Here is a 15,075-nt window from a genome sequence, read left to right as displayed (position 1 = left end):
TCAGCCTCCCGAAGGGGCGGGTGGATCAAAAGCAAAAGCAAAAGCAAAAGCAAAAGCAAAAGCCAGAGCAAAAGCCAGAGCAAAAGCCAGAGCAAAAGCCAGAGCAGAAGCCATCACTCTTTAACGTGCATGAACTCCTCCGCCCACCGAATGTATTCCTCCGGCTGCGTGTAGGTATGCGTCAGTTCGGTAGCGTTCAGGTCCGCTGCCTGGGTAAATATCTGGCGCTGTTCGCGCAGGCTGTCGTAAGTCGCCTTGATGGCGGCGAAGTAGGCGCCGTGGCCGTCGATGACGATGCGCACGCCGAGCTCGGCAAGGCGTTGGTCGTCACGCAGCAGTGGATTGCCGTAGGTCACCAGCATCAGCGGCACGCTCAGGTGCTCGGCGATCTGCTCCAGGTGGTCGAAATCCTTGACCCCCACCATGCAGATTCCGTCCGCGCCCGCGGCCTGGTATTGCTTGGTGCGGCTGATGATTTCCTGGACCGGCAGGATGCCTGCATGGGTGCGGGCGATGATTGCCATTTGCGAATCGCACCGGGCTTCCAGTGCCGCGCGAATCTTGCCGACACCTTCTGCCACCGTGATCAGGTCGGTGGATTTGCGGCCAAATTGCGCCGGCAGCAGGGTGTCTTCGATGGTCAGGGCCGCCACGCCGGCACGTTCCAGTTCGACGATGGTGCGCATGACATTGAGCGCGTTGCCGTAGCCATGGTCGGCGTCGGCAATCACCGGCAATTGGGCCACGCGGCCGATGCGGGTGGCCTGTTCGGCGAATTCGCTGAGGGTGATCAAGGCAAAGTCAGGGGCGCCCAAAACCTGCAACGACGCGACCGATCCACCGAGGATCCCCACCTCGAACCCCAGGTCAGCAGCGATGCGTGCCGACATCGGGTCGAAGACCGACGCGGTGTGATAGCAGGTGTTGGAGGCGAAGAGTTGGCGAAAATTGCGGCGCAAATCTTGATGAGAAAGCCTGGACATATGAGTTCCACCAATGGAAATGGAAAGGCTTGAGCAAAAGTGTCAACGCCGAAGATGTGGAAGGCTATCACGCGGGGAGGTCTGAAATGATGACGAATTTGCAGGTTTTCCAGCCAAGGATATCAATTTTGTGGCGAGCCAGGGCTCACCCGCGCCCTGCTGCTGTCGACCGGGCAGCGGCACCGCGCGCACCGAATCGCCGGGTTGCAGTTGCAAGCGCTTGGCGGTGAGGCGGTCGACCAGCAGGCTGTTGCCCCCCGTCAGTCGCGCCGGGGCGGCTGTGATGCGGCAGTTTTCCAGGCGGCGATTATGGATCAGCCAGATCGGTGCCTGGTCGTCCGGGGTACCGATGGTCAATTGCAGGTGCTGGCTTTCGCGCACGGTGCGAATGCCCGGAACCGGGGCTTCGATCACCGGGCCCGCGTCAAAAATGTCGATGTAGCCCTGGTGGGAGAATCCCTCGGCAGTGAGGATCTTCAAGGCCGGCTCTGAATTGGGATGCGGCTTGCCGATCACTGCCCGGGCTCGTTCGGTGAGCAGGCAGGTATAGAGCGGTTGACGTGGCATCAGCTCGGCGATGAACGATTTGTTGCCCAGCCCCGACAAATGATCGGCATGACTGAAGTCCATCTTGAAAAAGTGTCGGCCCACACTGTCCCAGAAGGGTGAGCAACCTTTTTCGTCGGCACTGCCGCGCAGTTCGGCGATCAGTTTCTCGCCGAACAGGTGCGCAAACTCCGCCACCAACAACAGGCGTCCCAGCGACAGCAGCCGGCCGTTACTGCCCCAGCGTTGATCGGGGCGCAGGAACAGTGAGCAGAGCTCCGATTGACCGGTCATCTCGTTGTTGAGGAACAAGGTCGGGATATGCCGCGAAATACCCAGGTCGGGTGACGAATTGACGGTCAGCCCGACACGATAGTTGTACCAGGGCTCGCGCAGGCCAACCGCCCCGGTCATGGCGCTGACCCCGACCACTTGCAGGTCGTCGTCTTCCAGCACAAACAGGTAGTCGGCGTCGGCGCGTTCGACCTGTTCGGCGAAGGTCCTTTGGGCCCAGCGCACGCGATGGCTCAGGCGCTCTTCGTTGACCGGCAGGGTCGTCAGGCCGCGCCCCGCCAGGCGGCCCAGCGCGAGCAAGGCGGGCAGGTCGGTCACCTGGACCGGGCGGACAATCATGTTGCGCTGCCTTCTGCTTGCCCGTTCGTGCATTGTCGATGTTTGATGTTCACAGGGCGATCAGCCGGATCGTGCTGCCTTCGCTCACCTGCAGGGCCTGGCACATCCCGTAGTCCAGCGCCACGGGTTGCCCGGCGCGGTAGTCGAGATCGGCGACGATGGCGCGATAGTCCTCAAGTGAAACGTTGCTGACCAGATAGCGGCCACGGGCATCGATGGACTCACCGGTTATGACCTGTGCGATCTGGCTTTGCGCGATCGAGCGAATGTCGAGCGTGCGTGCATACAGCGTCGGGCCACCATCGAACAGGTCGACATAGCTGTTGGTTTCAAACCCTTCGCGGGCAAGAATATCGAAGGCCTCCTGGCCATCGGGGTGGACGCGCCCGATGCAGTCTTGCGCGGCCTGGGGCAGCATCGACACGTAGATCGGGTATTGCGGCATCAGGTGGGCGAGAAACGTCCGGCTTTTCAGGCCGCAAAGATGCTCGGCCTCTACGTAGGGCAGGTCGAAAAAATGCTTGCCCACCGCATCCCAGAAGGGTGAGTGGCCGTCATCGCTGCTGAATCCGACGATTTCGCTGATCACGGCGTCGGCAAAGCGTTGTGCATGCGCGGCAATGAACAGCAGGCGCGCCCGCGACAACAATTCGGAGTGCGGCGTACGCACCAGCGCCGTATCGATATGGAAGCCGCGCAGCAAGCTGTGGCCGTTGAGGTCCTGGCACAGCGACAGGGCAGGCACGCCGTGCTTGATGTTCAGCTCGCGCGAGGCACTGGTGAAAGGGCGGTTGCGCAGGCTGTAGAAGGGTTCGCTGGAACCGGTCGTGGCGACGATTTCCGAGCAACCTGCCAGGCGCCGGTTCGTCTGGTCTTCGAGGACGAAAAAGTAATTTTGCGGGCCGGGACTCTCGATGTTTTGTTGCAGTGACGAGCAAGAGTCGAGAATCCTGTCGCGCAAGCGTGCGCTGTCATCGGGCAAGGACGTGACGCCCACCAGGCTTTCGCGGGCCAGTCGTTGCAGCTGGGGCAGGTCGGTTGGTTGCACGGTGCGCAAGACCAGCATGGGTGCACTCCTGTATCAAAGGGCTCGGTGACCGGCCTTCGCATGAGGGCATCCCGGCTCCTGCTGGATGAGGTGTTCGTTAATCCGTTGAAAACAGTATTTATAGATGGCGCACTACATGTCTAGTTAATTTTCACCGGGCTTTTTCTTGGTTGAACGGGCGGGAAATGACTGTCAGCAGCTGGCGAAGGGGATGTTGATGGGCCGTGTAGGGCTTCGCCATTAAAGAGCGTCCGAATCGTTGAAATGAGGCCCCCTGAAGAACTTTCTTACGGCACAATTAGGTTATGACTGACGGCCTGGCGCCGATTTTCCTTTCTATCCCTCAGAGTGATTTTTTTTCGTGCAGGCGACCCGTTTGACCTTGATCTGCCACGCTCGAACCCTTGCGCAGAAGCTGGCGCGCTTTCCCGTGGACGAACCACTGGAGATGGATTGGCAATCGGCACGGGGTTCCCGGGGGGCTCGATTCAAGGAGGCATCGCGCCTGGTGTGCGCTCCTGAATTGCGCGCGCGACAGACCGCCGAACTGTTCGGCAAACCCGTGGAAATAGTCGCGGACCTGCGCGATTGCGACTTCGGTGATTGGTGCGGTGTGCGAATCAGCGACCTGCAAAAAAATCAGGGCGAATCACTTCAGGCCTGGCTTGCCGACCCGCGCTCGGCGCCCCACGGCGGCGAATCGGTGGCGCAAGTCGGCGAACGCGTCGCCGCCTGGATGAAAACCCTGGAAGCGCTGCCCGGCCATGTGCTTGCCGTGACCCATCCATTCGTCATGCGTGCCGCGTTGATGCACGTGCTGCAGGGTTCGGCCTTCAACCTGATCGATGTCGAGCCGCTGTCAACGATAGACCTGCAGTTCCATGGTTGCTGGCGGCTGCGGCTGTCGTGCAACGATAACGAGGAAGTGCCTTGATGAAAAAACTCTTGGTCATCGGCATCGGCGCCGGCAATCCCGACCACATCACCCTGCAGGCCGTGAAGGCGCTGAACCGGGTCGATGTTTTTTTCATCATGGACAAGGGCCAGGACAAGGGCACGCTGATCGACCTGCGCCGCGAGCTTTGCGAGCGTCATATCACCGATCCGCACTACCGTTTTGTCGAGGCGCAAAGCCCGGAGCGCGAACGTGGCGACATCGACTACAAAACCAGCGTCGATGCGTTGAACCTGGCCAAACAGCAAACCTTCGAGCGGCTGATCAATGAGGAACTGGCCGATGACCAGTGCGGCGGTTTTCTGGTGTGGGGCGACCCGGCGTTGTACGACAGCACTATTCGAATCCTGCAGGCGATCCTGGTTTCAGGCACCTGTGCCTTCGAGTTCGAGGTGATCCCCGGCATTACCAGCGTCCAGGCGCTGGCCGCGGCGCACAAGGTGACGCTCAATCAAATTGGCCGCCCGGTTGAAATCACCACCGGCCGGCGCTTGGCGGCGGGGCAGGTGAGCGATGCCGACAGTCTGGTGGTGATGCTCGACGCCCAGGATGCCTACCATCATGTGGCGGATCAGCAGACAGAAATTTACTGGGGCGCCTACCTCGGGACGCCGGATGAAATCCTCATCAGCGGCAAGCTCGGGGAGGTGGCGCAAAAAATCGAGCGGGTGCGCAAGGCGGCCCGGCAGGCCAATGGCTGGATCATGGACACCTATCTATTGCGCAAGCCCTGAAGCACGCCTCAGGACATGCGCTGGTCGGTTCGGCCAAACCGTTCCCGGTACACCGACGGCGGTACACCGACCACGTTGCGAAACGCCACGCGGAAGCTTTCCACCGAGCGATAACCACAGTGCTGGGCGATCTGCTCGGTGTGCTGGTCAGTGCTTTCCAGCAACTCCCGGGCACGACCCAGGCGTTCATGTTGCAACCAGGTCTTGGGCGACTGGCCGCTGGCTTCGGTGAAACGGCGCAGGAAGGTGCGCTCGCTCATCGCGGCTTCGCTGGCCAGGTCGCGCACCTCCAGCGGTTGGTGCAAACGCTCCCGTGCCCACTGCATCACGCGTGAAAGATCGCTGCGCGGCGTAGGGCTCACCGGCGTCGGGATGAACTGCGCCTGGCCCCCGGTGCGTTGCGGTGACATCACCAGGCGCCGCGCCACCGAGTTGGCGACCTGGGTACCAAAGTCCCGCGCCACCAGATGCAGGCAGGCGTCGATGCCGGCGGCGCTGCCGGCCGAGGTGATCAACTGGCCCGAATCGACGTAGAGCACGTCCGGGTCCACCAGGATGTTCGGGAAGCGTTCGGCCAGTTCCGCGGTGTAGCGCCAGTGAGTGGTGGCGCCACGGCCGTCGAGCAAACCGGTGGCGGCCAGCACGAACACCCCAGAGCAGATCGACAGCAACCGCGCGCCCCGCGCATGGGCCTGGCGCAGGGCCGTCAGCAATGCCTCGGGCACGTCTGCCTGACGATCGCGCCAGCCGGGAATGATCACGGTCCGGGCCTGTTCCAGCAATTTCAGGCCCCCATCGGCCAGTACCCGGATGCCGCCCATGGCGCGCATCGGGCCTTGATCGACGGCCGCAATCTGATGGCTGTACCAAGGGAAATCGAACTCTGGCCGCGCCAGGCCAAAGATCTCCACGGCGATGCCGAATTCGAAAGTACACAGGCCGTCGTAGGCCAGGATTGCGACCAGCCCTGGAGAGGAATGCATTTGGCGGAAAGTTCCCGGTGGGTGTCTTATGCGCCACTTTAGCCGCTGTGGGCGGGCAGATAAAGTCTGTTCACACCCACTCACTTCCAGGAGCCCTGCCCATGACCAGCCTCGTGCGCGACATTCCCGCCGCCCCTTCGGCCATCGCCTTGATGCATTTCAGCAACCGCCTGACATTCGAAACCGACTGTTCCGACGTCTACGCCAGCCAACAGGCCGGCGAAGTCGATTTTGTCCTGGTGGATGTGCGGGGGCCGTTGGCGTTCGACCGGGGGCATGTACCCGGCGCGATCAACATCCCCGGGCGATTGCTCACCGCCGATGGCTTGCGCGCTTACACGAAAACCAGCCTGTTCGTGGTCTATTGCGCCGGCCCCCACTGCAATGGCGCGAACAAGGCGGCGGTGAAGCTGGCGGCGCTGGGGTATCCGGTCAAGGAAATGATTGGCGGGGTGACCGGATGGCTGGATGAAGGGTTTGAGTTGAGTGCAACGGGTGTCGCTATCGGCTGCGCGTGCTGAATCCCCCCTGTAGGAGCGAGCATGCTCGCGAAAAACCTGAGAGCACCGCGGGGTGTCAGGCTCCCCGCGTCATCGTTGACCTCCATCGCGAGCATGCTCGCTCCTACAAGGCGCCGACCACTTTCTATAAACATTTGTCGCATTGAAATAATTTGCCCTGTGAAAGCCGCTCTAGACTGCCGGCCACTTCGGTCCCCAGCCACAAGCTATCGACCGAAAGCTGCCAATAAAAGTCTCCGCACACAGGAGTTATAAATGAACAAGCTAGTGATGTTCGGTGCCCTGGCACTGTCGATGTTGTCCCTGACCGCCGTGGCCGCGGATACCAAGCCCATCCGCATCGGCATCGAAGCCGGTTACCCGCCGTTCTCGATGAAGACCCCTGACGGCAAACTCACCGGTTTCGACGTGGACATCGGCGACGCCCTGTGCGAGCAGATGAAGGTCAAGTGCACCTGGGTCGAGCAAGAGTTCGACGGCCTGATTCCGGCACTGAAGGTCAAGAAAATCGACGCCATCCTGTCGTCCATGACCATCACCGACGATCGCAAGAAAAACGTCGATTTCACCATCAAGTACTACCACACCCCAGCACGTTTCGTGATGAAGGAAGGTACCGCCATCAAGGACCCGCTGACCGAGCTCAAAGGCAAGAAAGTCGGTGTGCTGCGCGCCAGTACCCACGACCGCTTCGCCACGGAAGTGTTGGTGCCTGCGGGCATCGAGCTGGTGCGTTATGGCTCGCAACAGGAAGCCAACCTGGACATGGTCTCCGGCCGCGTTGACGCGCTGCTGGCCGACTCGGTCAACCTGGACGACGGTTTCCTGAAGACCGACGCCGGTAAAGGTTTCGCTTTCGTGGGGCCTGAGTACAACGATCCGAAATACTTCGGCGGTGGCGCCGGGATTGCCGTGCGCAAGGGCGATACCGCCCTCGCCGAGCAGTTCAACAAGGCCATTACCGAGATCCGCGCCAACGGCAAGTACAAGCAAGTGCAGGACAAGTACTTCAAGTTTGACGTTTACGGCGAGTAAGCGAGCGGTTCAAAAAATGGCAGCCGTTGACGCGGCTGCCATTTTTTTATGCTCATGTTTTATCCTGCCCAATACATTTCCCAACCGTGGGCGAATCGGAGTTCTGCCATGCAACGCATCGACCATCCACTGCCCTGGAGCCACCTGGGTACAGAGCGCACCCTCAGCGTGTTTCGATATGGCGCAGGCCCGCGCAAGGTCTATATCCAGGCCAGCCTGCACGCCGATGAACTGCCAGGCATGCGCACGGCCTGGGAGCTCAAGCAGCGCCTGGCCGAACTGGAAAGCCAGGGACAACTGCAAGGCCTGATCGAACTGGTGCCGGTGGCCAACCCCATCGGTCTCGACCAGCACCTGCAAGGCAGCCACATGGGCCGCTTCGAACTGGGCAGCGGCAAGAACTTCAACCGCTCGTTCGTCGAACTGAGCGCACCGGTGGCGCAGCGGGTAGGTGATCGTCTGGGCAGCGATGCCGAGGCCAACATCGCCTTGATTCGCCAGGCCATGGGCCAGGTGCTCGACGACCTGCCGGCCCCGGCGTCGCAACTGGAAGCGATGCACCGCCTGTTGCTACGCCACGCCTGCGACGCCGACATCACCCTCGACCTGCATTGCGACTTCGACGCGGCGATTCACCTCTACGCCTTGCCGCAACACTGGCCGCAGTGGCAATCGCTGGCGGCGCGCCTGAAAGCCGGGGTGGCGTTGCTATGCGAAGATTCCGGTGGCAGTTCTTTCGACGAGTCCTGCTCTTCGCCCTGGTTACGCCTGGCCAGGGCTTTCCCCGAAGCGGCCATCCCACCGGCCAACCTGGCAACCACGCTGGAACTTGGCAGCATGGGCGACACCCGTGTCGATCAGGCCCAAGCCAATTGCGAGGCGATCCTGGGCTTTCTTGCCGAACAGGGTTTCATCAAGGGCACCTGGCCGGCGGCACCGGGCGAGTGCTGCGAGGGCATGCCGTTCGAAGGCACCCAATACCTGTTCGCGCCGCACCACGGCGTGGTCAGCTTCCTGCGCGACGCCGGTGAATGGGTGGAGCAGGGCGATGCGCTGTTTGAAGTGGTCGACCCGTTGAACGACAAGGTCACCACCGTGCGCGCGGGCACCAGTGGCGTGTTGTTTGCGATCGATCGTGGTCGCTATACGCAACCGGGCACTTGGCAGGCGAAAGTGGCCGGGCGCGAGCCGATTCGGGTTGGGAAGTTGATTAACGATTGAGGGGGGGAGGTTCATTGCACACCCCGTGATCGGTGGATGCCCAAGGTGATGAGGTAGCGTTCTTCCGTGGGACGCTTGACGTCCTCGAAACGGCTCACCACCAACATCAGTTGGTACTTGTCGCCTGCTCGCCAGTAAGCTGATCCGCCTTTGTTCTCATCGCGCAATTGGGCGCGCCATTGCGGGGTGTCGGCGAACGAAGGGAAGTCCTTCACCCGAATGGGTACCCAGCCCGCGTTGCGCCATTGCTCCTGCAGATCCAATACGACCTTGAGGGTGTCGTCGAGCAATAGCGGCTCGATTTGTGGAGACATGCGGACACCGTGGATATGTTCATCATCAAACATCACCGTAAAAAAACGGGCCAGAGGGGTTACAAAACCGTACGTGGGATCAATGAAACGCAGGCGTGCATCTGATTTCGGAACACTGAACCATGAGCGCCCCGGAATGGCTGGTCCAATGCTAGCGCTGGAGCGCTGGCGCATAGACTCGTAGGGCTCGCCAATCAGCAGGGCGATTTCAGGATCGTCCGACAGGACCTCAATCGCCACCAGCGTCAGGAGGGCCGCGATCGCCAGTGCCAGCACACCGCGTCGCCAGCCCATGCGTTGCAGCAGGTTCACCGCACGCCTCCACCCCAGGCGATATCCCGAATCGATTGCTCAATCTGGTCGCGCTGGTCGCTGTGCAGCAAATCATTAAACTGCGCCGCGGCGTTGAGCACAAAGGCCATGCGCCGTTCGATGTCAGCCAGGTTGGCAAAGGGATTGCTGCCAAAACCAATGGTGCGTCGGTCCTCGATGGGACGGCACTGGCTGGCCAGGGTAAGCTCGATAGCCTGGGCGGCACCGGAGGGGATGTTAGTGACGTAGGAGGCATGGTTACCGCGCAATAACCATTTCAGACCGCTGTCGTCGTACATCGCCGGTTGCAGGATGTTGACCTGTTCGTGCTTGGCTAGAAACTCAACACTTTTGGCAATATGACCCTCCTCGATCGCCTCGAAGGCCAGGAGGATTTCATCATGCTCAATCCCGAACTTCAGTGTTTTCTGCCCAACTGGCCACAGCACCGGATGCTGACTACTGCCATAGATGTTTTTCCGCGAAGCCAGACAATCCTTCAGCGCTTCCAACCCCCGCTCCTGGTAGAACACATGCAGCGGATACACATCCAGGAACAGCGTGGTATTGCCCATCGCCAGCATCTCGTACACAAACCGGTACATCCGTTGCGAGAGCGACAAGGGAAGGTCGGCACCCCAATGGGTGAAGCCCCACACCGGGTTGTTCCGGTTGGCCTCTTCATACTCGCGTTGGCGCTGCTCAAACGCCCGAATGGTCGCGCGCTTTTCCCGCTCACTGGGACTGAGCAAGCCTCTCAGCCCTTGTCTGGCATTGTCCCTCAATTGCTGTATCGCCTCTTCTTCCGCCTGAATCTTCTCGACCGAATCCGCCGCGTGCAGCAGACCACAACCCACCTGTTTCGAGGCGAAGGCCGCCAGCCCGGCCCACTGGAAACGCGGATCGTGACGCCACAGCTGGGCGTAGGCGGCATTGATCGCCTTGTTGCGCGCCTTCGGATCGGCGATCAGCTTGCCGCCGGGTGCTACGACGTTTTCGACCCTTTGTTGGTAGCCGCGCCAGAGGTTCTCGCAGACCGTCCCTGGCCGTTCGCTGAGCGTCGGTGAGGGTGCCCGCGCTGAAGTGAAACCGGATTGTCGCGGCGCGACCGGGTTGTTGGGCGCAACGGGCGCGGCCGCCTGTTGAGGGGCACTCCTCACGGCTTGCGCCGCTGAACTCTGGGTGGACTCATAGCTGACGTTGGTAAACGAGGGGAGGAGCTCGGCCTTGCAGGGACAGCTGCTGCGGCTATCCAGCGAGCCAGCTGCCAGCCTGCCGTGACTGTCAAAGGACGAAATACCACCGACAATCTTGTAGGTTTCGTCGTTCTTGCCACAGGAAACCGGATCCCCTGCGCGAGCATGAGCGAAGCCAAACATCGTGATACGGGTATCGGCGTCCAGCACCTCGCCACCGCAACTGGTCTTGTCGCCCTTGCGAATAAAATATCCCGTTGCCATTGCTTGAGCTCCTTGTCTGATGACTATCAAATTGCTCCTGCTCCCAATGAAGGGGAGGAGTGGCAAAGTGCCGGTCACAGGGTTCTATACAAGGCTGTCGGGCGTAAATCAGACGTTTCCTTGTCTGCTGTAGGCCGATTCCGCAATCGGATCCAGTGGGAGTCGCTCCAACGAAGGTGCTAGGCTCTCTCCCGAACCCTGCACACGGTGAAGGAAGGTTTATGCTGAAGTTTCTCGCTCTGTTCACGCTGCTGGCATCCGCCGCTGTCCACGCTCAATCCCCCCTGCAAACCGACCTCCCACTCAAGTACCTGGAGCAGGCCAACCCTGACTCCCGCGAGCAGCCGCTGGTGATTTTTCTCCACGGCTACGGCAGTAACGAGCAGGATCTGTTCGGCATCAAGGATGAGTTGCCCAGGGAGTACAACTACCTGTCGGTGCGGGCGCCGATGGTGATGCAAGAGGGGAGTTACCAGTGGTTTCGCAAGAAAGGCGAGGGTGCCTACAACGGCGAAACCGATGATCTGAAAGCCAGCGGCCAGTTGTTGCTGGATTTCGTCGCACAGGCGGCGAAGAAATATCACACGCAACCGGAGAAGGTGTTCCTGGTGGGTTTCAGCCAGGGCGCGATCATGTCCTACGAAGTCGCCCTGCGTCATCCCGAGGCGGTGGGCGGGATTGCCGCGTTGAGCGGGCGGATTCTGCCGGTGCTCCGGTCCGAGCTCAAGCCGGATGAAAAACGCCAGTCACTGGCGATTTTCATCGGTCATGGCACGGCGGACCAACGCCTTCCGTTGAGCGATGGCACCGAGGCCAACAGCCTGCTGCAAAGCGTGTCGCTGGAACCCGAGTTCCACGCCTACCAGGGTGTCGGCCACAGCATCAGCGCCGAAGAACTGCAGGACTTGAGCGCCTGGCTGCAGCGCCGCAACCCCTGAGGCTTACTTGCCGCTGACGATCTGCTTGATCAGGGTTTCGTGGGCCGCCATGTCGCCGGGGCGGGAAATGACCTGAATCACGGTCATGTGGCTGCCCGATGCCGCCATCAACGTGGTGTTGAGGGTCATGCCGCCGCCCTGGGTGGCGGTGCTGTCGACCTGGCGCACGCCCAGGCCTGTCGCCTTCAGGGTCAGGCTTTTTTCGCTGAGCTTGTTGTAGTCCGCCAGGGCCTTGTGTTGCGCCGCGTCGAAGTCGGCGGCGGTGCCGTCGAGAAATTCACCGTCGTTGTCCTTGACCTTGACGCCCTCGGGCAGGCTGTTCTGCGCGGCGATCACCACGGTCTTGGTGGTTTCGTTGGAGTACATGGTGCCGCTTGCGCCAGTGGGGCTGGCGGGCAACGGGTTGGCAATGAAACCCTTGGGCAGGGTGAAGGTGAACTTGCCATCGAGCATCGAGACTTTCTGACCCTGCACCGTCTCTTTGGCAGGGGCCTTGGCCGCCTGCACATTCAAAGCCCCCAGGCTGGCAGCCGCTGCCAGCAACAGGACAACGGCTTTTTTACTCAACAGTGACATTCGAAAAACTCCAGGGATGGTCGCGCGGTGGGGGGCGATCATCCCATGGGGGCTGTGAGATGTTCCAGCATGAGCTAACGGACGGTCGTTGAAGCTTCGGTATCAGGGGTATTCCTGCCTGGCATGTAACACGCTCAGGATCTGGATTTGATCCGCCACCCGATAGACCACCAGGTAATTGGGATGCACAACAATTTCTCGGGTATCGGGAAGTCGGCCGCATCGATAGAGGTAGGGATGTTCGGGGAGAGTTGATGTAGCTGTTTCAATGGCCTGGTTGAGCTCCAGAGCCGCTACGAGGTTACGGTCACCAATGTAACTGAGAATTTGCAACAGATCGGATCGTGCCTCGGGACGCCACTCAACCCGCATCGCGCTTGTTGCGCTTTGACTCCAGGAGGGCTCGCATTTCAGCCATCACTTGATCATGCGGGATGCTTGGGCGCGGATCATCCAGAGATGCCTGTACCTTGGCACGGAACCAACGGTCGTAGCGGGTAGCCTGCTCTTCGGTTTCAAATTCTGAAATGGAGGAAAGTCGGACGTTCATGGTGATCTCCGCGATCGATGCCAGCAGTTTAATGGGTGTATGGCTCGTTGTCGTCGTTGTCTGGATGAAGTACCACCGAGGTGTTCACTCCATCGACAAATCGTAATCACCTGGCGTCCGACGGCCAACCGGAAAAACATGTAGGACATATGGTCGATTTTTTGATTTTCGTTGCCGCGTGTAGGATCTCAAAAAACGAGTAGCCGATACTCTGTGGCGACGGCAGGTCACCACAGAGGAGAGATGCAGTCACACCTCTCGACGCACCGGATAGCTCTCGATCACATCCAGAAACTCGATCCGCCGTTCGCTGGCCAGCAGCTGCGGCAGCAGTTTTTCGTACTGCTGGCGATAGGGTTTGCTCAGGTGACGAGCGATGAAGTCTTCCTTGCTGCAGTTCCAGGTTTCGTACAGCACCAGAGTGTTCGGCTCGTCCTGCAACTGGTGCACCCAGGTATTGACGAAGTCCGGCTCGGCCGACATCTGGTGCACGACGTCCAGCAGTCGTTCCCGGGTTTCGGCGAATCGTTCAGGTTTGGCCGGCAGGTACACGATAAACGCGACTTGATCACTCATTTCATCACCTCCGAATGTCGGGAACGGCTTACTGGGCCTGGTTCTGCGGGAACAGGTTGCGGCGGGTTTCTTCGTCGAATTCGGCCTTGAGCACGAGCTTCTCTTTCAGGCCCAGAGCACGCTGGGCTGCTGGACGAGCGCTGATTTCATCGAACAGGCGCTTGACGTTCGGGTAGGCCGCCAAGCCGTTTTCGCCGAGGATGTAGGGCGCGTAGTTGGCCCAGCCCCAAAGGGCCATGTCGGCGATGCTGTAGCTGTCGCCAGCCAGGTACTGATGGTCGGCCAGGCGCTGGTCGAGTACGCGATAGTGGCGTTCGACTTCCTTGAGGTAGCGATTCTTCGCGTAGGGCAGGTCCTCTGGCGCGTGATGCAGGAAATGCACGGCCTGGCCAGAGAACGGCGACAGGCCGGTGGCGATGAGCATCAGCCACGACAGCAGTTCGGCGTTGCCGGCAGCGCTGTCGGGCAGGAAACGCTGATGCTTTTGCGCCAGGTGCAGCAGGATGGCCTGGGAGTCGAAAACCGTCGCGTCGCCATCGACGAGGGCCGGAACCTTGGCGTTCGGGTTGATCGCGAGGAAGGCTGGCAAGTGTTGCTCGCCCTTGAAGGTGTCGACGCCGATCAACTCATAGGGCGTTTGCAGTTCTTCGAGCAACAGGGCGACTTTCATCGGGTTCGGCGAAGGATGGAAAAAGAATTTCATGGTGTAGGCCTCAGTCGGGAGTGGTTTGGAACTGAGGCTGATGGTGGGGCAAACCTGTTCGATTGACGTACGAGGATGTTGCGCTACTCGTTCGAAATAGTTGAACGTGTTGCCACAGGAGCGGGTTTTGCCAGCAACCGCCGGGTGACCCCGAGCATGGCCACCGAGACGGCGACGCCAACACCGAAACCCAGCATGCCCATGCTGGGCAAGGTCAGCGTCACGACCAGGCAGAAGGCGGAAAACGAATACATCCCGGTGGCCGTTGCCCGCAATAACGCGGCGGTAAACGCCGGGCCTCGGGTTTGCTGGGAGAACACCGCCATCACACTGCCAAGCACCGGGAACACGGCGAGCAGGCCACTCCAGCGGTCGCCGACGGTGCTGGCGAGCCAGGTGACAGCCAGGGTCAGCAAGGCGCCGGCAACCATTCGCAGCAGCAATTTGTCAGACTTGGGCGCCGGCCCTGAAACGATCGGCTGCACTGCCGGGAACAAGTGCGGTGCGGCCAGCAGCGCAGTGGCGGCGGCTATCACCGAGAGTGGCAGCGACGGCGGGAGCAACGACAGGACCACGGCAACCAGGGCCCATACCAGTAGCGAGATCGTCAGTGCCAGCGGCCATTTTGCGCGTTGCGCGACCTGCGCATAGGTCACGCAGAAGGCAATCATCGCGAACATCGCCGACAGCGCTGCCATGGCCGACTGAGCGGCGAACGCCTGGCCTTGTTCGATGGCGAGGAACAACAGAATAGGCCCGACCACCACCGGCAACCCCGACAACCAACCCGCCACGCTTGGTCCCCAGCGTTTGCCCGCCAGGGAAATGAGCAGCAGAAAGCCTGGAATCACCAGCAGTTTGAGCATCAACACGCGCACTTCTCCGACCTGTGTGTGGCGGCAACGGTAGCATTTTACGAGATGGTTTGCTCTATATGTATGCATGTTTTGTATACAATGCTGAGTCTGTAGATACTCTGTTCACGGT

The 15,075-nt window shown here is 60.5% G+C and carries 18 protein-coding genes and 1 pseudogene; 6 read left to right on the top strand and 13 right to left on the bottom strand.

Annotation, left to right across the window (positions count from 1 at the left end; translation table 11 throughout):
* Nucleotides 1–113: 113 nt before the first annotated feature.
* From PMI35_RS09710 to PMI35_RS09720, 3 genes are read right to left on the bottom strand one after another with little or no spacing between them, the layout of a single operon-like run.
* On the bottom strand, nucleotides 114–983 hold the full coding sequence (locus PMI35_RS09710) for an isocitrate lyase/PEP mutase family protein (RefSeq protein ID WP_008062568.1): 870 nt from the start codon (nucleotides 981–983) through the stop codon (nucleotides 114–116).
* A gap of 42 nt (nucleotides 984–1,025) precedes the next feature.
* Nucleotides 1,026–2,162 (bottom strand): arginine N-succinyltransferase, encoded by a 1,137-nt coding sequence (astA, locus tag PMI35_RS09715; protein ID WP_008062566.1) that lies wholly within the window; start codon nucleotides 2,160–2,162, stop codon nucleotides 1,026–1,028.
* 49 nt (nucleotides 2,163–2,211) lie between these two features.
* Complete coding sequence (locus tag PMI35_RS09720; RefSeq protein ID WP_008062565.1) at nucleotides 2,212–3,228, bottom strand: arginine N-succinyltransferase; 1,017 nt, start codon at nucleotides 3,226–3,228, stop codon at nucleotides 2,212–2,214.
* A 343-nt stretch (nucleotides 3,229–3,571) separates the two neighbouring features.
* Between PMI35_RS09720 and PMI35_RS09725 the strand changes: the two genes are divergently transcribed.
* Together PMI35_RS09725 and cobF are read left to right on the top strand one after the other, a co-directional pair.
* Nucleotides 3,572–4,144 (top strand): histidine phosphatase family protein, encoded by a 573-nt coding sequence (locus tag PMI35_RS09725; protein ID WP_032831838.1) that lies wholly within the window; start codon nucleotides 3,572–3,574, stop codon nucleotides 4,142–4,144.
* Complete coding sequence (gene cobF, locus PMI35_RS09730) at nucleotides 4,144–4,899, top strand: precorrin-6A synthase (deacetylating) (protein ID WP_008062563.1); 756 nt, start codon at nucleotides 4,144–4,146, stop codon at nucleotides 4,897–4,899. The genes PMI35_RS09725 and cobF overlap by 1 nt, the downstream gene beginning before the upstream one ends.
* A gap of 8 nt (nucleotides 4,900–4,907) precedes the next feature.
* Here cobF and ftrA read toward each other — a convergent pair whose 3' ends face one another.
* Complete coding sequence (gene ftrA / locus PMI35_RS09735) at nucleotides 4,908–5,882, bottom strand: transcriptional regulator FtrA (RefSeq protein ID WP_008062562.1); 975 nt, start codon at nucleotides 5,880–5,882, stop codon at nucleotides 4,908–4,910.
* Between the two features lie 101 nt (nucleotides 5,883–5,983).
* On the opposite strand from ftrA, the gene PMI35_RS09740 reads away from it, so the two are divergent.
* Nucleotides 5,984–6,403, top strand: coding sequence for a rhodanese-like domain-containing protein (locus PMI35_RS09740; RefSeq protein ID WP_008062561.1), 420 nt, complete (start codon nucleotides 5,984–5,986; stop codon nucleotides 6,401–6,403).
* Nucleotides 6,404–6,411: 8 nt separating this feature from the next.
* Here the strand turns inward: PMI35_RS09740 and PMI35_RS35740 are convergent.
* Nucleotides 6,412–6,537: pseudogene (locus PMI35_RS35740) on the bottom strand (outer membrane lipoprotein carrier protein LolA); the annotation flags it as partial.
* A 121-nt stretch (nucleotides 6,538–6,658) separates the two neighbouring features.
* Between PMI35_RS35740 and PMI35_RS09745 the strand changes: the two are divergent.
* Nucleotides 6,659–7,438 carry an ABC transporter substrate-binding protein gene (locus tag PMI35_RS09745; protein WP_008062560.1) on the top strand — a complete coding sequence of 260 codons (780 nt, stop codon included), beginning with the start codon at nucleotides 6,659–6,661 and terminating at the stop codon, nucleotides 7,436–7,438.
* Between the two features lie 108 nt (nucleotides 7,439–7,546).
* On the top strand, nucleotides 7,547–8,659 hold the full coding sequence (locus PMI35_RS09750) for a succinylglutamate desuccinylase/aspartoacylase family protein (protein ID WP_008062559.1): 1,113 nt from the start codon (nucleotides 7,547–7,549) through the stop codon (nucleotides 8,657–8,659).
* Nucleotides 8,660–8,670: 11 nt separating this feature from the next.
* On the opposite strand, the gene PMI35_RS09755 is transcribed toward PMI35_RS09750, so the two are convergent.
* A complete protein-coding gene (locus PMI35_RS09755; RefSeq protein ID WP_008062558.1) occupies nucleotides 8,671–9,285 on the bottom strand; it encodes a hypothetical protein in 615 nt (204 codons plus the stop codon).
* Entirely contained in the window at nucleotides 9,282–10,745 is a 1,464-nt protein-coding gene (locus PMI35_RS09760) for a PAAR domain-containing protein (RefSeq protein ID WP_008062557.1), read from the bottom strand. The genes PMI35_RS09755 and PMI35_RS09760 overlap by 4 nt, the downstream gene beginning before the upstream one ends.
* Nucleotides 10,746–10,966: 221 nt before the next feature.
* Between PMI35_RS09760 and PMI35_RS09765 the strand changes: the two genes are divergently transcribed.
* On the top strand, nucleotides 10,967–11,683 hold the full coding sequence (locus PMI35_RS09765) for an alpha/beta hydrolase (protein ID WP_008062553.1): 717 nt from the start codon (nucleotides 10,967–10,969) through the stop codon (nucleotides 11,681–11,683).
* A gap of 3 nt (nucleotides 11,684–11,686) precedes the next feature.
* On the opposite strand, the gene PMI35_RS09770 is transcribed toward PMI35_RS09765, so the two are convergent.
* The 6 genes from PMI35_RS09770 to PMI35_RS09795 form a co-directional block, all read right to left on the bottom strand.
* Nucleotides 11,687–12,259 (bottom strand): hypothetical protein, encoded by a 573-nt coding sequence (locus tag PMI35_RS09770; protein ID WP_008062551.1) that lies wholly within the window; start codon nucleotides 12,257–12,259, stop codon nucleotides 11,687–11,689.
* A 102-nt stretch (nucleotides 12,260–12,361) separates the two neighbouring features.
* Entirely contained in the window at nucleotides 12,362–12,631 is a 270-nt protein-coding gene (locus PMI35_RS09775; RefSeq protein ID WP_008062549.1) for a type II toxin-antitoxin system RelE/ParE family toxin, read from the bottom strand.
* Entirely contained in the window at nucleotides 12,621–12,809 is a 189-nt protein-coding gene (gene relB, locus PMI35_RS09780) for a type II toxin-antitoxin system RelB family antitoxin (protein ID WP_008062546.1), read from the bottom strand. The genes PMI35_RS09775 and relB overlap by 11 nt, the downstream gene beginning before the upstream one ends.
* 249 nt (nucleotides 12,810–13,058) lie before the next feature.
* Nucleotides 13,059–13,385, bottom strand: a complete 327-nt coding sequence (locus tag PMI35_RS09785; protein ID WP_008062545.1) for a putative quinol monooxygenase — start codon at nucleotides 13,383–13,385, stop codon at nucleotides 13,059–13,061.
* A gap of 28 nt (nucleotides 13,386–13,413) precedes the next feature.
* Nucleotides 13,414–14,088 (bottom strand): glutathione S-transferase family protein, encoded by a 675-nt coding sequence (locus PMI35_RS09790; RefSeq protein WP_008062544.1) that lies wholly within the window; start codon nucleotides 14,086–14,088, stop codon nucleotides 13,414–13,416.
* An 83-nt stretch (nucleotides 14,089–14,171) separates the two neighbouring features.
* Nucleotides 14,172–14,960, bottom strand: coding sequence for a hypothetical protein (locus PMI35_RS09795; RefSeq protein WP_008062543.1), 789 nt, complete (start codon nucleotides 14,958–14,960; stop codon nucleotides 14,172–14,174).
* Nucleotides 14,961–15,075 lie beyond the last annotated feature (115 nt).

Source organism: Pseudomonas sp. GM78 (genome assembly GCF_000282475.1).
Classification (GTDB): Bacteria; Pseudomonadota; Gammaproteobacteria; order Pseudomonadales; family Pseudomonadaceae; genus Aquipseudomonas.
The sequence above is the reverse complement of the archived record's forward strand: the minus strand, read 5'-3'. Positions and strand labels throughout refer to the sequence as shown.